Origin of the sequence: Peribacillus sp. YIM B13482 (assembly GCF_042787975.1) — a bacterium.
Lineage (GTDB): Bacteria > Bacillota > Bacilli > Bacillales > DSM-1321 > Peribacillus > Peribacillus simplex_A.
The window spans coordinates 50,762-68,704 of sequence record NZ_JBHZPF010000010.1 but is presented as its reverse complement, the minus strand read 5'-3'; the positions used below and the strand labels follow the sequence as shown (position 1 = coordinate 68,704).

The following is a 17,943-nucleotide window of genomic DNA, read 5'->3' as shown; positions in this document are numbered from 1 at the left end:
ATAGCCTAAATTAGTCTTAAGACTGTCAAACAAGTTGACTTACTTGAACGAAAAAAAGAAAGAAGCGAAAAAGCGTTGATTATTTTTGGCTAGATGAAAAACCTAAAACAATAACTAAAATCGTCAAAATTGAAATCATTAACATATAAGCATGGTTTGCACAGGGATTAATCAAGACAGAAGTTAATTTAATTATATGCCACTATAAGCATGATTCCAAATGGCCTCATCTTCAATCTGGTTAGGAACTTTTAAAACACAAACATTTTCTAGGTTCCATTCCAATTCGGAAATACTCGTTGCATTATCCGAGGGGATTAATATTAATACATTAAATTTTTTTTCTTTTAACATGTCTTGCATAGCTTGTTGAAACAAATAGGCATGGTCATAAATTGTTGACCATCTAACAAATAGGATTGAATCACTATTGTTAATTGTTTCATTGAATCTTGCTATTCTTTTATTTAAATTTTCTTTGAAATCAGGATATGTTTCAAACCACTTTTTATCAGGGAGGATGGGGAAATCGTGAACTGAAGTAACTTTATAATGGTTATCTCTGATCAAATAGGTATTTACAGCATTTATAACTATGTCATCATCAAAATAAGTAGCTGATCCTTCCACTAAAGTAAGATTCCTCAATTCCATATATTCTTTGAACTGATTTCTATATAGATTAGCCACTTCTGCAAATGACTCAGTATAGACCCAGTCAAGAGGCAAAGAAAATCTTCTTAAACCAAGTCTTCTTAGGTTCAAAGTGGGAGAGCAAGCGCTGCCACAAGGAATGATTACATCATAAGTTTTCTTGATTTCGTTTAATTTCAATATTAATTCCCCTTTCCAAATTATCAATACTATAGTAGATGAGAATTTTTTTTTTTGATTGGACAATCCCAAAAAAGGCTTCAGAGTCTTGGTGAACAGGAATAGCCAAGGCTATCTATCTTTCAATGCACGTTGAGAACTACCTTTTTAAAGGATATGTGAAAACTGATGATATCCTCTTTAAGACAAAGCAAAACGCATGCCCAAGTTTGAGGCATGCGTGAACTATTATTCTTTTATGATATCCAGGTCTTTCAAGACATCCAGTGTAATCGTCTTGGCTTTGCTGCCGCTGCCGTCCGTGTTCGTTGCGAAAGCCCATTTCCCTTTGTCCGTTTCGATGTAACCCACATACCAGCCCAATCCCATATCGGAAAGGCGTGTACCTGTTTTTCCATGGAGGACATATGAGTCTGCTTCTTCGTTAATCATGATTCTCTTTACGGTTCTCATATGCTGCTTATCGATAGGCAGTGTTTCCTCTACAAGGTTTTCGATGAATTGTACTTGTTCCTGGGCAGATATTTTTATGCTGCTGTCCAGCCAGAAATGATCGATTCCACCGGATATATCGTGATTGCCGTAGTCGATCAGGTTTATATATTGCTGCATTTTTTCTGCCCCTATGTCGCGGGCCATTTCTTGATAATACCAGATCACTGAATGCCTCATGCCTGAAGCCAAAGTATGATCCCTGTTCCAATCTTCAAATTCCCTGATTACACCATCCCATCGCTTCACTTCATATTCATCGCTCACCGCTTTTGTCTGTAAGCCAATTAATGCATTCGCGACTTTAAATGTCGATTCTGGAGTGTAGCGTACGTTACTTCTCTGTTTGTTATAGATATATACTTTATCATTTTTTAAGTTTTGGATGACCGTCGTGCCTTCCACACCAGCGAAAGATTCCCTGATATGCAGTTCTTTCACCTTTTGATCGTTTGCACTTGCATCAATCGTGCTCATAGAACCAGTGACTAGCAGGACAAGAATGAAACATAACGTTTTAATTTTCATTACACACTCTCCTTTAAGGCATGGATTGATCGATCATATGAAATACAGGTCTTCATCATTTCCATAAAATAGGTTGATAGTTAAAGTATACATATTTCCGATTAGAAACAAAACCTTATTTGGGGATTCAGTAAATGTACAAAACTAGATCATATCAATCAAGGAGGATTGCAGCGGGTAGCTAATGAATATATATAGCAAACGATTCAATGGGAGGAGTCTATCATGAAGGTTAATCAAAGAAAAATAAATAATAATGAGAAAGAAGTTTCATACACACATATTGAAAATGGAAGTCGGGCCGTTTGTTTTATGTTTTCAGGTGCGGGTTACACGTATGAGAAGCCGTTATTTTATTATTCGACAATGCTCATGCTTCAAAAACAGTTTGATGTCGTGCATATTCATTACTCTTACGACCAGGATATATTCAAGCATCCTTTGGTGGATATCACAAAAGTGATCGTTAATGATATGAATCCCGTCCTTACGGAAATACTTCAAAATAATGAATATCAAGAAACTGTGTTTCTGGGCAAATCACTTGGCACCATTCCGATCATCAACGGAATTATGAAAAGTGAGCGGTTCATGAATTCCAAAATGATTTTGCTTACGCCGCTATTGAAGTTCGATTCTATTGTGGAAGGGCTATTGAGCAGCAATCATTCAGCACATATAGTAATAGGAGAAAAAGATCATCATTATATTCCAGGTAAAATTCAAATGATAGAAAATAAAACGAATATAAGCATAGATCAAGTCCCTAATGCTAATCATTCTTTGGAAATTGAACCTTTGCATGCTTCAAGGTCGATTACGATGCTGGAAGATGTAATGAAAAGAATGGAAGAGTTCTTAAAGATAGGATAGAACTAACGAACTTGAGCGGATAGCCAGTTATGTTGAATCTGAATGCATGGTTTTGATCATTCATTAAGCCTGCAATCAACTCACGGGTGCCCGGCCTTTAGCAGGGAGTGCTTTTTTTAAGAGTGAAGGGGGATAATGATAACTAATCATGGATTTATGAAAGGAGAAATCATGGAGGGAACCCATAGATTTAATTCAATTGATGAGTACATTATACAATTTCCCGAAGAAGTTCAGGAGATACTAAAAACGATAAGAACAGTCATAAAGAATGCAGCACCGGATGCAGAAGAAAAGATAAGCTATCAAATGCCTACTTTTGCTTTATACGGAAATCTGGTACATTTCGCTGCCTATAAAAAACATATAGGACTTTATCCAACTTCAAGCGCGATCTCTGCTTTTGAATATGCTTTATCTGATTATAAACGTTCAAAAGGGGCCGTTCAGTTTCCACTGAACAAGCCAATTCCTTATGAATTAATAACCGAAATCGTTACATTTAGAGTGGAAGAGAATAAAAAGAAGGAAGCGGAAGGGAAATTGAAAAAGAAAAAATAACAAAAACTATTATCTATGTAACATTTGATTGTGAGATTCAAAAAGATAGAGAAGGGTGGAAATAGTATGTTCAAAAAATTATTCGGTAAAAAAGAAAATGTGGAACATCTGCTTGCTCCTATAAATGGACAAGTTATAAATATTGAAAACGTTCCCGATCCAGTGTTTTCCGGGAAGTTAATGGGGGATGGAATAGCGATTCTTCCTGAGGAGGGGGTGGTTGTATCTCCTATTGATGCAGAAGTGATCCAGGTTTTTCCTACTAAACATGCTTTAGGCCTCCGCACAAAGCATGGCATAGAATTGTTAATTCATATAGGTTTAGATACAGTTAACCTTAAAGGTGAGGGATTTGAAGTCCATGTCGCAGAAGGGAAAAGTGTAAAAGCAGGAGACAGGCTTGTTACATTTGATATCGAATTTCTAAAATCCAAAGTTCCCAGCATCATAACTCCGATTATTATCATGAATGGCGAGCTAGTTGAAAAACTGGAAAAAACAAATATCAGCCAAGCAAATAGTAACGAAACAACGATTATGAGTGTTCATTTAAAGTAAGGCCTAATGTAGAATCGGATTCTTTTGAGAATGATAAGGCATTAAACCCCGGTTCATTCATTGATTCTACAAGTTTAGCCGGCGGAGTCATTAGCCCCATGGGTGTTTACGGTCGGCGATGGTTCTTGAATTGTTTTTGTTATGCATACATCCATTCTTTTTTTGTTGTGGGCAGGATTATCGGAAAATGGAGCGAATAGTAGGTGAATGAACATAAAATAAATCAAGTGAGGGTGAATTTGATGGGAGTTCAAGCAGAGAAGATCTTTGTAAACTTGCCTGTTAAAGATTTGGATGCCTCAATAGAATTTTTCACAAAGGTGGGCTTTAAGTTTAACGAGCAAATGACCAATGAAAATGCAACATGCATGGTTATCAGTGAGTCTATATATGTCATGTTATTGGTTGAAGATTACTTTAAAACGTTTACCAAGAAGGAAATCCCGAATCCAGCAGCAAGTACGGAAGCCATCGTGGCCCTATCGGTTAAAAGTAAGGAAGATGTGGATGAGGTCGTGAATAGGGCACTCGATGCTGGCGGAAGGCCTTTTAATGAAGCCATCGATCATGGGTTCATGTACGGGTGGAGTTTTCTGGATATCGATGGGCATTCTTGGGAAGTTTTTTACATGGATGAAAGCGGGTTTAATCAAAATTAAATCAAACGCAAGGCACACTCCTCACTTAAGGGCTGTGTCTTTTTTTGAAGTCAACATGATTGCCTGCTAGAAGTAGGAACCCGTTAGTTGGAGTGTATAACATCATATTTAACAAGTAAGACAAAGCAGGGGAAGGTGAGAAGAACTGAAGTTCCCAACAAAATTCGGCACTGATATGAAGGATGAAGAATATGAAAACCCTTCCCAACATAAAATGTGGGAAGGGATTTCTAGCTTATGGACACAAAACTTTGCACTATTATTCTATCGGTTTAATTCGAGAAGGATGACATAGAAAACTGCTAGAAATACAAGGACCCTTCGCATCCAGCAACATTCATCTTAAATGAAGTTTAATCATAACAATACAGGGCTAATATCTTTCCACTCATAAACCAATAGATTTAATTCAGCACCAGTCATTTTGATTTTTTCGGTTTTAAGCAATTCAGCACCAAAAGCCTCATAGAAAAATCGAGAGTTATTATCTTCAAGCACCTCAACAAAAATTGTATGGAAGCCCAGTTTTTTAAATATAAAAAATAATTCTTTGATGAGTTTCTTTCCAATCCCCATTCTTTGAAAATCTTCGAGGATATATATCGCAGTTAGATCACCCGAATCTTCAACTTTATTCGTTTCCCTTTTTCCTCCGCTTATAAATCCGACTATTTCTCCCTCGTTATTTTCTGCTACATAAACATGATTTCTATCTTTAGATATATTCTCTATCCATACGTCTTTCCTTTTCCCATAAGACAGTTTATCTAAAAAATCACTTGGCATTATATTTTTATATGTGGTACGCCAGCAATCGACATGGACTATTGCTATACCCTCAGCATCAGCAACGTTTGCCTTTCTTATTAACAAATTGATTTCCCCCTTTACAGGTTAAATGAAAAACGCGGTTCAAATAGGTAAATTCAAATTTTTCACCATTGACGCACTGAATTCAGGAGTATGTTCCATATAAAAAGGATAACTATCACGAAGTATAAATAGTTTCTTAGAGTCATCTAAAAAAGTGTGATCCATTTGTTTTGTCAGTTCATCAATAAACCTTTTATCGGGTGTACCGAACGTCACCGCCATTTTTGGCGGTAAGGCCTTCATGGCAATAGGGATCCAAGGCCTTTGTTTTGAAACCACTATTGCATGTGCTGTTCCGCTAATTACGAAATTAAATATATCTTGATCTTGTTCCGTTTTCATACCAAGGTTACTTTTCAGCCAATCGCGTAAGCTTGGTACCGAATCCACAGGGAAGCCAATCTCTCTTAAATAAAGTGTTCTTAACATTCCGGATGCCTTCCGTTCATCTTCATTTACATAATCATGGGCAATGATTTCGAGAAGGTGGCCATCTCCATCACGAAAATATAGATTTTTTCTTCCGTTCGTTTCGTCGATATACTGACCATGTTCTTGTCTTAGGACCAATAATCCGGATTGTTGGATAAATGATGCCGCTTCATCAAATTGAGAATATGGGACTTGAAATGCAAAGTGTGCTGGAGAAATGGGCTCAAACGCTTCTTTAAAACTCAACGAAGTAAAGGGCGTCAGCTGAAACTGAATGAACTCTTTAGATTCTGATAGAATGGGGAGCTGCAGGCGGTTAGCGTAGCATTGCTTTACACCTTCAATAGATACTGTCAGTAATTCTAAATCTGCGAAATGAGTAATCAAAATTTTCACCCCTTATCTTCTAGTTTGCTATACCCCCTATTTTTTACTAATATTATCCATTTTGCAACTAACCTGCCCGAGTCCAAGAAATCAACAGGGCCTTCTTTTTAAATGAACATGGAATAATTGTTAATGATTACTATTATATGATACTATTGACCTGGTTTGTTTCGTGGGGGAAGGTGTAGGATGAAGCGGATTTTCCGTAATAAAATATTTTATTTACTAATCTTCTTGGTTACCTTGGGGATTGTGTTTATTTTTAATAATGACAATGAACCGACTGAGGAATTAACTGAAGATGAATTTTTCACAACTTTAGAGGATGGCAAAGTAACATATTTGGAGTTGGAGCCCCAAAAAAGAGTTTTTGAAATAAGCGGGCGGCTGAAAGGTTATGAAAAGGATCAATATTTTATCGCCACTGTCCCAAATAGTGAAATTTCGATGAATAGAATGAATGACGCTGCAGAAGAACATGATATAGAAAAAATTGTGGTCATGCCACAAGACACAGAGACAAGCGCATGGGTCAATTTTTTTTCAACGTCCATTCCGATCATGATCATTTTCACCCTATTTTTCGTTATTTTACTATTGGTCAAAAGAATGAACCATTCTAAATGATGAAAAAACTTGCTTTTCCAATTGGATGGTTTGAAATGAAAGGGAAATCATTAGAGGAAATTGAAGAATACTGGCGTGAGCATGATTTGGCAAAGGCTATTAAACCTGCTTAAGTTGGCCATTCGCAAGCGGTCATGCTGAGTATTGACTTCTTCCATATAAAACCTTTAAATTGATATTGAAATTTGCTGAATAATTTGATAGAATAAAATCAATCAAAAGACTATGTGCAACTGGCGAAACACGGATAACCGTGAGGGAACACATAGTGTCGTAGCCGTTCGCCTGGGCAGAGGTAAGGGATTTTATCCCTTGCCTCTTTCTGTTTATTAACAGAGGATAGTGAAGTTTTAAAGAATGCAGATTTTCATGGGCAAAAAATATTGTCAATATTTCGAAATTTGAAAAAAAACTATCATAATCAAAAGGGGACAAACAAGATGAGCACAATTCTTTTAGAAAAAGTGAAAACGATCAAAACATTAAATAATATTGCTGAAAGCGGGCTAAATGTATTCAATAAAGGCGATTTTACGGTCGACAATGACAGTGAAAACCCTGATGCGATCGTTGTTCGCAGCTTTAACATGCATACAATGGAATTCGGAGATCAATTAAAAGCAATCGCAAGGGCAGGGGCGGGAGTCAATAATATTCCGGTCGACAAATGTACCGAGCAAGGAATCGTTGTTTTTAATACACCTGGTGCTAACGCTAACGCTGTAAAAGAAATGGTACTGACATCATTAATGGCTTCATCTCGTAACCTTTTTGCCGGTGTGGCATGGACAAAGACATTAGAAGGCGAAGGAGAACAAATTCCGAAGCTTGTAGAAGCAGGAAAGAAACAATTCGTTGGAAAAGAAATCAAGGGAAAAACTCTGGGTGTAATCGGCTTAGGTGCGATCGGTGCGCTTGTGGCGAATGATGCCCTGGATTTAGACATGGATGTAATTGGATTTGACCCGTTCATCTCTGTCGATACAGCTTGGAATTTATCTCGCAATGTACAGCGCGCCATGACGATTGAAGAGTTGTTTGCAGAATCTGATTACATTACTGTACACGTTCCATTAACGGATGACACAAGAGGAATGTTTAACCAAGAAACATTTGGCATCATGAAACCAGGCGTTCATATTTTGAACTTCTCACGCGGTGAGCTAGTGAATGAAAATGATATGGAAGCTGCACTTGAAAGCGGGAAAGTTGGCAAGTTCATTACAGACTTCCCGAATGAAAACGTGCTGAAAATGAAAAATGTCGTTCCAATTCCGCATCTTGGTGCCTCTACGCAAGAATCAGAGGAAAACTGTGCCATCATGGCAGCACGTCAGGTGAAAGGATTTTTAGAAACAGGGAACATCAAGAACTCAGTGAATTTCCCAAATACTTCCCTTCCTTTTACAGGAAATCGTCGTGTGGCAACATTCCATGAAAACGTTCCGAACATGGTTGGGCAAATCACACTGGCTGTATCAGGCTTTAATTTGAACATCGCTGACATGGTTAACAGAAGCCGTGGGGGATATGCGTATACGATCATCGACATTGACGGTGAAGTAAACGGCGATATCATTCCTAGCTTGGAAGAAAAAATCAAACAAATCGAAGGCATCGTTACAACCCGTATTATTTAATTGGAACAGGAAGAAAGCATGAAGGAACGCCCTGATGCTTTCTTGCCCAAATGATAAATAGCAGTGCAAGCCTCAATTCCTTTAAGGAGTTGAGGCTTTTTAATTTGCATGGGTTTAGCGTTATAAAGGAATTGTTGGTAAGTTCAGTGTCTTCAAGATGCAATTCCTCCAGTTAATTCTCCTTAAACTCCCTTAATAAAAAATTAAGAAAAACTATTCATAATAAGTTTCACCAATATGAATAGGGAGTTAGTTAAAAAAAATCAAGGACAAACTACTTAGGGAGGATAAGATATGAAAAAGCTGATGTTCGTGAAGCTTGGATTAGATATTTTAATGGCCGTTACGTTCGTATTATTTTTCAATAAACAAGTATTAGGAGGATTAACGTTTCATGAAATTGCCGGGTTAGTAATTGCCGTATTATTTTTCATCCATGTGTTGCTCAATTGGCGATGGGTAAAAAAAGTCACGGTTAAATTGTTTGACCTTAATTTACCTCTTAAAACAAAATTTGGTTATTTTTTAAACGTAATGTTGTTAATTACAATGACCTTTATTATGATCAGTGGTATTTTTATTTCAAGAGTTGTATTCCCAAATATCAACGTTGGTAATGAACAATGGTTTAAAATTTCTCATATATCCATTTCGTTTTTAGTGCTTATTTTAGTTGCAGCCCATATTGGATTACATTGGAAATGGGTAATAAATGTTTTTAAAAATATGATGAAGTTCAGAACCCCCAAACCATTCATAGGGATTTTAGCAAGAGCAGCAACAATTGCTTTATTAGTGTTTGGGGGCTATCAAATGTACTCAACAAATTTCATCATGCAGCTGCAAGGAGTTGCGAACGTGTTTAATCTTTCTTCTTCACAAATGCCAGAAGGCGGCTTCGAAAGGGGAGAAAAACCGAACTTTCAAGAAGGGGACTTCAAAAGGGGAGAAAGACCAAACCCTCCGGAAGGCGGCTTCGAAGCGGGAGAAGGCCAATTTGAAAAACCAATGTCAGAAGGCAGCCTAAAAGGGGAAAAAGGCCAATTCGAGAGTTCGAACGCTTTAGGTGTTATCATAACGTATTTTGGCATTATGTCTGTATTTATAATTATCATTTATTATATGGAAAAATTTATAATGAGAAATAAAAGTAAAAAGAAAAAAACTAACTCCAGTAATGGGGATTTAACGGGTGTATAAAAAGTAATTCATATATAAACCGGATACTGCTTTTGTTCGTTATTACCTTTCGTTTTGTTCTTATCCTGACTGAGGGAAAAACAAAAAGGGGAAATTTTACTTCTTCCTAAGCCTAGCTGGATTATCAAGAAGTACATACACTTTTGAAAGCCTATTTAAAAAATCACTAAAATTGGTAGGGAATATACTGGCTCAACTAATGTCCCTAAAAATTGTGACGATTCCGTTGATGCAGTATATTCGATGTTAAAAAGACTCCAACAGGAGGAAATTGCTCGGTATTGCCTACATTCCAAAATCCATAAATCGGGATAGGTATACCATTCTCTCCAATCATAAAAAAATAATAGCTAAAATTCTTACCCATATCATTACCAACAAAACGGGGTAGCAATCCATAAAAAATCCGGTCTTCAATTGAAAAACGGATTTTTTAATGATGATGTTCATGACTTTCTTCTAGTTTTTGAATCCCTTTTTGCAAGAATTTCAATTCACTTTCAGAAAGTTTTCCTACGATAAACTGTTTTTGAGGCATAATGATTGAACCATCATTACTAGCATGCACTTTTATATAGTATAGGCCATTACTATCAAAGTTTTTACTTAAAGTATAAGTACCGTTCCCCTCTTCTACAGCTTGTTCCATACTATATTTGAGTGAGCCATCTTGTTTCCATATCTCAAAATGAACAAAATCCGCGTTTTCAACCATTTTACCACCTTGAGTAAGCACAGCCTTTATCGTCTCCTGTTTATTAGCCGAAAAGGATGCTGGTATAATTATCTCAGCTTCAAGTGGTGTTTCTTCTTTGTATAGATTAGTGACATCCTTTTCAAGTGAACAAGCACTTAGCAATAGGCTGAAAATAAAGATTAAAGAAATACATATATTATTTTTCACGGCAAAAGCCACCCTTTACATATCGATTCATGTATTCAAAAACTTCTTAACTGCAGATATTCTTTTAATAATTAACCAGTCAATTAGCCAAACGACAATAAGAGATAAACCAACCAAAGGAAACAAAATTCCTAGACCTATTAATAGAATTAGAAAGAACTTCATGTTGTTTATAGGAGGAGCTTTCGGTGCACCCAATCCTTTTTTCGGCTTTCGCTTCCACCATAAATAAAAACCACTAAATGCAACAAGCATAATTCCTAAACAAATAAGAAGGCTGATTATTTGGTTAATCAAACCAAATTGGGTCCCTTTATGCAAGGTAATTCCCCAAGCAACTATTTTTCCTATTAAACCGTAATGATCATAACGATAATCAGCTAGAACTGCACCGGAATATTGGTCAATATGTATAGTCGCTTCATCCTGTGCTTTCGGTGGAAAAGCTGACAATGTATAAACGCCATCCGTTTCTGTTGGAATATTAATGCTATAACTTGGATGCATACCCTCTCGATTCGCTATCGTAACTACATCATCAATGGACAGTGGGATAAAACCTTGAATATCTGAGATAGGTACATCTAAATTTTCTGCTGCCCAAGGTACATCTGCAATATCTTTTGTTTTAATTAAGGATGTTGGAGCACTTCCTGTCCATATGGAAGGAGGATACCCAGATCCGGAATTGGTAGTTAACGTTTGAAAGTTACTTCCCCAAAAACCTGACCAAGGCAAACCTGTCATAATTAAAAATAACATTCCTGCTGATATCCAAAATGCAGGTACTGCATGTAAATCTCTTCTGAAAGTATTTTTACCTTTATTTATTCTTGGAAAAAGAACACCAGAAAGACTTAACTTATTTTTGGGAGACCATAAATAAAGACCAGAGACAATTAACACAACTGCCCAACACGCAGCTAACTCTACAACTCTGTCTCCCAAGGTGCCAGCCATCAGTTCACCATGAAATTCTTCAATCTTATCCATAAGTCTGTCTTCATCTTTTAACTCTCCAATAGATTTACCTGTATACGGGTCTATAAAAATGGTAAGGGACTCATTATTAGCAGTAATGCTTACTTCGCTTGAACGGGAGGCAGTATCTCCGGGCTGATATTTTGTCACCACTGCATCAGGGTATAGCTTCTTCACATTCTCAATCTGCTGAGATGCTGGTATCTTATCTCCTTGCTGAATAACCTCTTGATAGTCTTGGTAAAGCAAGTGTTCAATCTGTGGCTTAAATAAATAGATGGAGCCAGTAACTGCCAGAATAATAAGTAAGGGTGCAAAAATAATTCCAGCGTAAAAATGCCATCTCCATACTGTTCTATACAGAGAAGTGTTTGGTTGTTTAGTTTCCATTTATTCAGGACCTCCGAGTCGTACTATTAATTTCACTATATAGATGATAAAAGAAAAATGTGAGAAAAATATGAAATTTATTAAAAAATTGGAAGTTTGTATTTGTTAAAGATGAATGAGCATATCGACTAAGAAGAATAACTGTAACTAAGGAGTGAATCTGCCGAGAAAGAGTTTGCAAGCAGTACAATAGGAAGGAATGAAGGGAAATGAGGTAAGTATGGCGAAAGTAATCTATAGAAATGTGTTGAATATAGGAAAAGCATCAAACACTCACTTGTTGAACGGATAAGTAGCATGAAGGATGTTGAAGACAGACGCGTTGGCATTATTGTATAACGAAAATGTAAATGATCGAAAAAAAACATGAAGGAGTGTTGAATATGCACAAAAGAGATTGTTCCAAAAAGTGTCAGTGTTTCATCGTACCTAACTATATTCTTGAGAATTTGGCACAAAATGATGTGGAAGAAGCACGGGTCAGTTTAGCGAAAAGCCGTCATATGCGCAGGCGCAGAATCTTGAAAGAATATGATATTGATGGTGTTGTCGCTTTAACTGATGCAGGATCTGGTCCTCGTGGAGAATCTGCCCGCCATGTTTATGATTGCAGGGGAGGAACGAAACTCCGGGAGAATGAGGCCAGGAAAGAAGGGGATCGATCAAGTGCAGACCCAGTAGTTAACGCTGCATATGATTATAGCGGAGTTGTGCGTGACTACTTCAAGGATGTCTTGCATCGTAATTCAATTGATAACAAAGGCCTTGATCTCATTCTGAACGTTCATTATGGGAATAAATTCACGAATGCCTATTGGGACGGGGATGAAATGGTTTTTGGTGACGGCGATGGGGTCATCTTTAGCAATTTTGCCAATTCACTCGATGTTATTGGACACGAACTTACACATGGGGTTACGCAGTTCACAAGTGGATTGGAGTATGATGGTCAGTCTGGGGCCTTGAATGAACATCTTTCGGATGCGTTTGGAATTGCCATAAAACAATTTCATTTAAAGCAAACCGCGGGAGATGCAGATTGGCTAATCGGTGCTGATATAATGGGACCATCACTGAAAGGACAGGCGCTCCGTTCGATGAAAGCACCAGGTACTGCATTTGACAATAAGTTAATGGGGAAAGATTTGCAGCCTGATCACATGAGGAACTTCTATAAAGGAGATCGGGATAATCATGGTGTCCATATCAATAGCGGCATACCAAACAAGGCCTTTTATCTAGTATCGATGGAGATCGGAACGGACAAAGCGGCTTTGATCTGGTTCAATGCGATGCAGAATTTATTTGCAACGGCAAATTTCAATCAATTCGTACAAATTGTCATCAAGTCAGCGCAAAAACTTGTTGATAGTGGAGAAGTTCCGAAAACAGCTGTAGGGACAATTGAAAATGCTTTTAAAGCGGTTGGACTGCCTGAGTAGTCATAATCCATGAATAGGAGGCTTCATTTAACATGCATATCCAATTTAGCTGCATAGGGGGATTTGCCAACCTCGACTTGAACTTTCAGATAGACACAGATGAATTGCCAGAGGGAAAAAATGAGGAATTACTGAATTTAATGAAGACAGCTGACCTTCCAAATGCCCACCTAAGTAAAATGGCTGGAGCCAAAGCCCAAGGAGCGGACTCGTTTTTATACAAGCTGGATATAGCCGATGAAAAGCAGAAACAGTCCTTCTCATTTACTGACACAACAGCACCGGAGGAAATACAGCCCTTATTGGATTACTTACGTAACTTAGCCATTGAAATAAAGATGGCAGAATAGATTAAGCTTAATCAAATTTAGAAGAAAAAAGTCTATCATTCAGATAGACTTTTTTTTACGTGTTCTTAAAACTTCACAAAAATGTCATTTCATTTCACTTTTTACATGGATTTTGGCTGTTTGTTCTTTAAATGGACACAAAATAACAAGGAAATATCGATATAGAGTAGCAGATTTGAAAAGGAAATTGGAAAGTATAGCTCTTTAATGAGAGCTTGTAAAGAGTTAGCCAGTCAAACAGGTAATTGAGTCACAATAGGGAACGAATTTTGATAGAGGTACAAACAGAGCGGTTTTACAAAAAATGCATAAAATAGGATAATGGTCACAGAGAGGTGAAGTGAATGACATATCAAGAAATGAAAGTGACGATACCCGGAAACAGCTGTACCCAATTCGGGAAGAGCATATTGATCTCGCAAATCCAATTCTCCACATTGGAGGCAATATTCGAAGTCGATGAGGCGGTTCAAAGAAAGCTTGATCTCAATAGAAGGACTGAAATCAGGGAGTTCATCATTGATTCTGTATCGGAAGGGGACTTTTACTTTTCCCCGTTCATCTTCTCGAGCAGGGGAGCGATCAAGGAAGTGAACGATGGAGGAGAACTGCCACCAGGAAGCAAAATATACATACTTGATGGTCAGCACAGGACCTACGCCCTAATTTCAGCCATCAGTCACTTAAGGGCGCGGAAGGAAGCGGAAGAAGAAATAGGTAACTTTAAGCAAGCGGAAAAGCTTCAAAATCAAATTGATAAGTTAAAGACCTACCCCGTCACCATTCAAATCTATTTAAATCTGGAAACGCATGAAGAAAGACAGCTATTCAATGATATTAATACGAAGCGAAAAGAGCCGCATATAGGATTGGTGATGAAGTACGATCAGCGGGATGAATATGCAGAACTGACACGGGACATTGCCAGGATATTAGAAAGTGAGATGGAGATAGAAGCCACCCTTTCGAGGATAAACGTGAACTGTACGGCGTTGACTTCGCTGACGATCATGAGGCGCTGCCTTATCGCTTTATTTGAAGGAAACGTCTCCGTGAAAACGGGCAAAGCCAATTATGGTGATGTAACCAAAGACGAAATCATCAGCATCGCAACCGCATTTTTCGAATCATGGCTGGAAATCTTTCCGAAGAAGATGGCAGACCGGAAAACATTCACATCCGGCTATTCCGGCATTCAAATAGCCCTTGCCAAAACGATCCACCAACTTCACAAACATCATGAAATCCCCTATGAAGAAGCAATCGATCACATGCTGCCATTGAAAGAAGCCTGCACATGGAAGCATGAGGATCCCTTGTTTTCACACATCTACGATCCCTTTAAAAAAAGAGTCAAAAACCATTCGACTACAAACGCCATCCAGAAAACGGCTCTCGTGTTCAAACGAAAAATAGAACAGGAAGGAGGATGGCTGCATGATTCTAGGTGAATTGGACCGGAAAAGAAGGAAAATGGTTTCCTACTCAATCATGGAACTGGTCCACATGTATCGCAATGGACAAATCGCCACTAGGGAAATCAACCAGCTGCGGGTCCGGTCGATCAAGAATTATCTGTTGGACAATGCTTTAACGAAAAATATCTATCTGCCACCACTCGTTGCCAACAGCAGGGAAGGAATCATCCTTAATGGAGAAGCGTTCGAATTATCGATCATCGATGGAACCCAACGAATTGCGGCTTTCGCACAATTGGAGGACAGTATCCTTAAAGCGTTAAAGAAGGATGAAGAAAAAGTGAAACAAGCTTACGAACTGGATTCACTCATGAAGGAAAGCTCGATTGCCATCCAAGTATTTGAAGGGCTTACACAAGCGGAAGAATCCCAGCTCTATCTGGATCTCAATCTAAAAGGCAAGAAAGTGGCCCTTTCCAAACGGATTTCATTCGACTCGCGAAACAACCTCAACGTCATTACCAATCAGGTGCTTCAAACTCATCAATCGTTAAAAACAGCCGGTGTCGAACTTGAAAAGCGTTCCATCAATCGACCAGGCAATAAAAACCTGCTATCGCTATCGCAATTGAGGCAGGTCATCGGCATCTTCATGACTGGGAAGGTACACGTAAACATCGAAGAGAAAGTTTCATCAAGTCCGCTTTCTAACAGTGAATACATCACACTCATTCATTTATATCTTAATGAACTATTCGACATATACCCGGCCGAACAGATGGGAGATTACACAAAATGCATGCTTGCCAGCTACCCTCTTTTCGTTGCCGTTGCGCTTTATGCCAATGACAAAATGGAAAACCAGCATATCGAACAAAGACAACAGCTGATTTCCACGAGAATGTCAAAATTGAAAGAGGTGGACTGGAGCCCTGCCAATCCCATTTGGAAGGAGTTTAAAGGAACGTACAAAGGACGGCCGCCATTATTTCACCTAAGCAAAGATAAAAACAATATCGAAGAGCTAGTGCGTTGGCTGTATAGCTGTTGAGGAGGTGAGGGAAATGTGATTTTGAAAACAGTAAAAAACCCCTAGGTGAGTACGTCCGGTCAGACAATCACCTAAGGGCTTGCGAGCAGGAGTATACCTGCCTCTATAACCAGTATACTCCTAAAAAATGAATAGTGAAATGGGGAGTGAATGGAATGATGATACGAAAAAACTATTTATTGAATATGGAAACGGTGGGAATGATGGAGCGTTACGATTCAAATGGTGTCGAGATGACGACGGTAGTGGAGGGAGAGAACACATTCCATGTTGCACAACCGCGTCAGGAAATCCTGAATAACACGCTAAACCACTTTGGCTTGGATCTGGATGGCGGTCTTGCAGCAGCCAAATCCGTGCTTGGCGGTAAATACAGGCTGCCCGTCTGCATAAATGCCCAGCTGGGAATGGTCTGGTTCTCCTCCCGCTCATTCCGGAAAAGAGGAGGGGTCTGGTTTTCCTACATTCACATTAGTGACCTCGAGGAAATGAACGAAAAAGAAACATTGGTCCACACAGACTATGGCCATTGCCTTCCTGTATCCTTAAGCAAAAATCAGCTTGCCTTCAAAAGGGACCAAGCATCCTATCTGCATACGACCTTCCATGGACGCTCTTTGGGCAAAAAAACCTTTTATTACGAGCCGGGAAGCGGAATCACCTTTTGCAAAGAACCTGGGGAGGTTCATTACAGGGTGAAAGGGAAGGCATAATAAAATCAATGAGAGGCAGACCGCCGAATTGGCGGTCTCTTGTATTTCCAACATATCATTGATCGTTTCTGCTGCCTTCTAGGTTAGGTTTTAATGAAATCGATCCAAGTTCTAGTAGTGTAAGAGAGATAACTGTCCTTTTTCCAAGCGATGCCGATTTGCCAGTTAATACGGGGGTTAAGGTGAATGACTTTAATCTTTCCTTCACTAACATCAATTTGTTCTAAATCACTTTGGGGGAGGATCGTTACATCCTCCACAAATCGCACAGTGATAAGGGGATATTCTTTGTGGAATAGTGCCATGAGTTCAGAGAAAATGTCCGACAAACCCCTTCTATTATCTTCTTTTTAATAGAATAGCTACTATTAATGATACTTGTAGGAAAATTATAATTAAAAAAGACAACATATAATCACTATCTAAAGATGCATTATAGCTAAGTATAAAAAATAAAATTACTGATATTACTAGGATAAAAATAAAATTAATAATGATTTGCCTCATAGCCCCTCCCATTCTAACAACAGATCAATAAGACAGAGTTAATGCATATGACCTTGTATCTGTAGTTTGAGTTGGTGTAATAGATAAACCGGCCGGATAAACTGACACAGAAGGTGTACCAGAAATTCTTTTATGACCATATTCTATTTTTATGTTTATTTTACCATTTTTAGATGTGGGAACATATACGTATTGTCCAATATACCCTTTATGCTTAGTTTTACTAGTAGAAGCTTTTAAATCATATGAACCAGCCACACCAGCACTTGGTTCCCAATTACTTGGAGAATACTTGATTGCATAATCAATCCAACGTCCATTTCCTTGTTGATCTTGAGAATATCTGTGTTGGTGTTGTGTTACTTTTCCTCCACTAGTTGGCAGATACAGTCCTGAACTTGAAGGGAAACCAATAGTCATTTTATCAACTAAATTATATGAAGGTGTTTTTAACCATTGAAAGTTACCGTACATATAAAATTTATTTTCTTTTGAACGATCACTAGTTACTTTATATACAGTT

At 38.2% G+C, this 17,943-nt stretch carries 20 protein-coding genes and 1 riboswitch; of the genes, 12 read left to right on the top strand and 8 right to left on the bottom strand.

Annotated features, from left to right (window positions below):
- Window positions 1–192 precede the first annotated feature (192 nt).
- Window positions 193–834: a DUF1796 family putative cysteine peptidase gene (locus tag ACFX4L_RS07675; RefSeq protein WP_377385532.1), complete on the bottom strand. Its 642-nt coding sequence runs from the start codon at window positions 832–834 to the stop codon at window positions 193–195.
- Window positions 835–1,062: 228 nt separating this feature from the next.
- Entirely contained in the window at window positions 1,063–1,854 is a 792-nt protein-coding gene (gene blaOXA / locus ACFX4L_RS07670) for a class D beta-lactamase (protein WP_377385529.1), read from the bottom strand.
- Window positions 1,855–2,079: 225 nt separating this feature from the next.
- On the opposite strand from blaOXA, the gene ACFX4L_RS07665 reads away from it, so the two are divergent.
- The 4 genes from ACFX4L_RS07665 (at window position 2,080) to ACFX4L_RS07650 (ending at window position 4,505) form a co-directional block, all read left to right on the top strand.
- The gene (locus ACFX4L_RS07665) at window positions 2,080–2,727 is read left to right on the top strand and encodes an alpha/beta hydrolase (RefSeq protein ID WP_377404610.1); all 648 of its coding nucleotides are present in this window, start codon (window positions 2,080–2,082) and stop codon (window positions 2,725–2,727) included.
- Window positions 2,728–2,862: 135 nt separating this feature from the next.
- Window positions 2,863–3,288, top strand: a complete 426-nt coding sequence (locus tag ACFX4L_RS07660) for an iron chaperone (protein WP_377404608.1) — start codon at window positions 2,863–2,865, stop codon at window positions 3,286–3,288.
- 66 nt (window positions 3,289–3,354) lie between these two features.
- Entirely contained in the window at window positions 3,355–3,846 is a 492-nt protein-coding gene (locus tag ACFX4L_RS07655; RefSeq protein WP_317778255.1) for a PTS sugar transporter subunit IIA, read from the top strand.
- Window positions 3,847–4,088: 242 nt separating this feature from the next.
- The gene (locus ACFX4L_RS07650) at window positions 4,089–4,505 is read left to right on the top strand and encodes a VOC family protein (RefSeq protein ID WP_377385560.1); all 417 of its coding nucleotides are present in this window, start codon (window positions 4,089–4,091) and stop codon (window positions 4,503–4,505) included.
- 357 nt (window positions 4,506–4,862) lie between these two features.
- Here the strand turns inward: ACFX4L_RS07650 and ACFX4L_RS07645 are convergent, their stop codons facing one another.
- Both ACFX4L_RS07645 and ACFX4L_RS07640 read right to left on the bottom strand, forming a co-directional pair.
- Window positions 4,863–5,378, bottom strand: a complete 516-nt coding sequence (locus ACFX4L_RS07645) for a GNAT family N-acetyltransferase (protein WP_377385521.1) — start codon at window positions 5,376–5,378, stop codon at window positions 4,863–4,865.
- Between the two features lie 39 nt (window positions 5,379–5,417).
- Window positions 5,418–6,197, bottom strand: a complete 780-nt coding sequence (locus tag ACFX4L_RS07640; protein WP_377404605.1) for a VOC family protein — start codon at window positions 6,195–6,197, stop codon at window positions 5,418–5,420.
- A gap of 189 nt (window positions 6,198–6,386) precedes the next feature.
- Between ACFX4L_RS07640 and ACFX4L_RS07635 the strand changes: the two genes are divergently transcribed.
- From ACFX4L_RS07635 to ACFX4L_RS07625, 3 genes are all read left to right on the top strand, one after another.
- The gene (locus tag ACFX4L_RS07635; RefSeq protein WP_377404603.1) at window positions 6,387–6,824 is read left to right on the top strand and encodes an ATP-dependent metallopeptidase FtsH/Yme1/Tma family protein; all 438 of its coding nucleotides are present in this window, start codon (window positions 6,387–6,389) and stop codon (window positions 6,822–6,824) included.
- Between the two features lie 219 nt (window positions 6,825–7,043).
- A riboswitch (ZMP/ZTP riboswitch) is annotated at window positions 7,044–7,122 on the top strand.
- Between the two features lie 142 nt (window positions 7,123–7,264).
- Window positions 7,265–8,464 carry a phosphoglycerate dehydrogenase gene (locus ACFX4L_RS07630; RefSeq protein WP_061464770.1) on the top strand — a complete coding sequence of 400 codons (1,200 nt, stop codon included), beginning with the start codon at window positions 7,265–7,267 and terminating at the stop codon, window positions 8,462–8,464.
- 294 nt (window positions 8,465–8,758) lie between these two features.
- Entirely contained in the window at window positions 8,759–9,664 is a 906-nt protein-coding gene (locus ACFX4L_RS07625; protein WP_377404601.1) for a DUF4405 domain-containing protein, read from the top strand.
- Between the two features lie 433 nt (window positions 9,665–10,097).
- Here ACFX4L_RS07625 and ACFX4L_RS07620 read toward each other — a convergent pair whose 3' ends face one another.
- Both ACFX4L_RS07620 and ACFX4L_RS07615 read right to left on the bottom strand, forming a co-directional pair.
- Window positions 10,098–10,568 (bottom strand): FixH family protein, encoded by a 471-nt coding sequence (locus tag ACFX4L_RS07620; RefSeq protein ID WP_377404598.1) that lies wholly within the window; start codon window positions 10,566–10,568, stop codon window positions 10,098–10,100.
- Window positions 10,569–10,595: 27 nt separating this feature from the next.
- The gene (locus ACFX4L_RS07615) at window positions 10,596–11,939 is read right to left on the bottom strand and encodes a PepSY-associated TM helix domain-containing protein (protein WP_377404595.1); all 1,344 of its coding nucleotides are present in this window, start codon (window positions 11,937–11,939) and stop codon (window positions 10,596–10,598) included.
- 383 nt (window positions 11,940–12,322) lie between these two features.
- Between ACFX4L_RS07615 and ACFX4L_RS07610 the strand changes: the two genes are divergently transcribed.
- The 5 genes from ACFX4L_RS07610 to ACFX4L_RS07590 all read left to right on the top strand — a co-directional run bounded on the left by ACFX4L_RS07610 (window position 12,323) and on the right by ACFX4L_RS07590 (window position 16,913).
- A complete protein-coding gene (locus ACFX4L_RS07610; protein ID WP_377385500.1) occupies window positions 12,323–13,381 on the top strand; it encodes a M4 family metallopeptidase in 1,059 nt (352 codons plus the stop codon).
- A gap of 32 nt (window positions 13,382–13,413) precedes the next feature.
- Window positions 13,414–13,731, top strand: coding sequence for a protealysin inhibitor emfourin (locus ACFX4L_RS07605; RefSeq protein ID WP_377404592.1), 318 nt, complete (start codon window positions 13,414–13,416; stop codon window positions 13,729–13,731).
- A 344-nt stretch (window positions 13,732–14,075) separates the two neighbouring features.
- A complete protein-coding gene (locus tag ACFX4L_RS07600; RefSeq protein ID WP_377404589.1) occupies window positions 14,076–15,182 on the top strand; it encodes a DNA sulfur modification protein DndB in 1,107 nt (368 codons plus the stop codon).
- Complete coding sequence (locus tag ACFX4L_RS07595; protein WP_377404586.1) at window positions 15,169–16,200, top strand: DNA sulfur modification protein DndB; 1,032 nt, start codon at window positions 15,169–15,171, stop codon at window positions 16,198–16,200. Before ACFX4L_RS07600 ends, ACFX4L_RS07595 begins: the two co-directional genes overlap by 14 nt.
- A 155-nt stretch (window positions 16,201–16,355) precedes the next feature.
- Window positions 16,356–16,913, top strand: a complete 558-nt coding sequence (locus tag ACFX4L_RS07590; protein WP_284469766.1) for a competence protein ComK — start codon at window positions 16,356–16,358, stop codon at window positions 16,911–16,913.
- Window positions 16,914–16,996: 83 nt separating this feature from the next.
- Here the strand turns inward: ACFX4L_RS07590 and ACFX4L_RS07585 are convergent, their stop codons facing one another.
- Together ACFX4L_RS07585 and ACFX4L_RS07580 are read right to left on the bottom strand one after the other, a co-directional pair.
- Window positions 16,997–17,242 (bottom strand): type 2 periplasmic-binding domain-containing protein, encoded by a 246-nt coding sequence (locus ACFX4L_RS07585; RefSeq protein ID WP_377385485.1) that lies wholly within the window; start codon window positions 17,240–17,242, stop codon window positions 16,997–16,999.
- A 202-nt stretch (window positions 17,243–17,444) separates the two neighbouring features.
- On the bottom strand, window positions 17,445–17,894 hold the full coding sequence (locus ACFX4L_RS07580; protein ID WP_377385482.1) for a hypothetical protein: 450 nt from the start codon (window positions 17,892–17,894) through the stop codon (window positions 17,445–17,447).
- Window positions 17,895–17,943 lie beyond the last annotated feature (49 nt).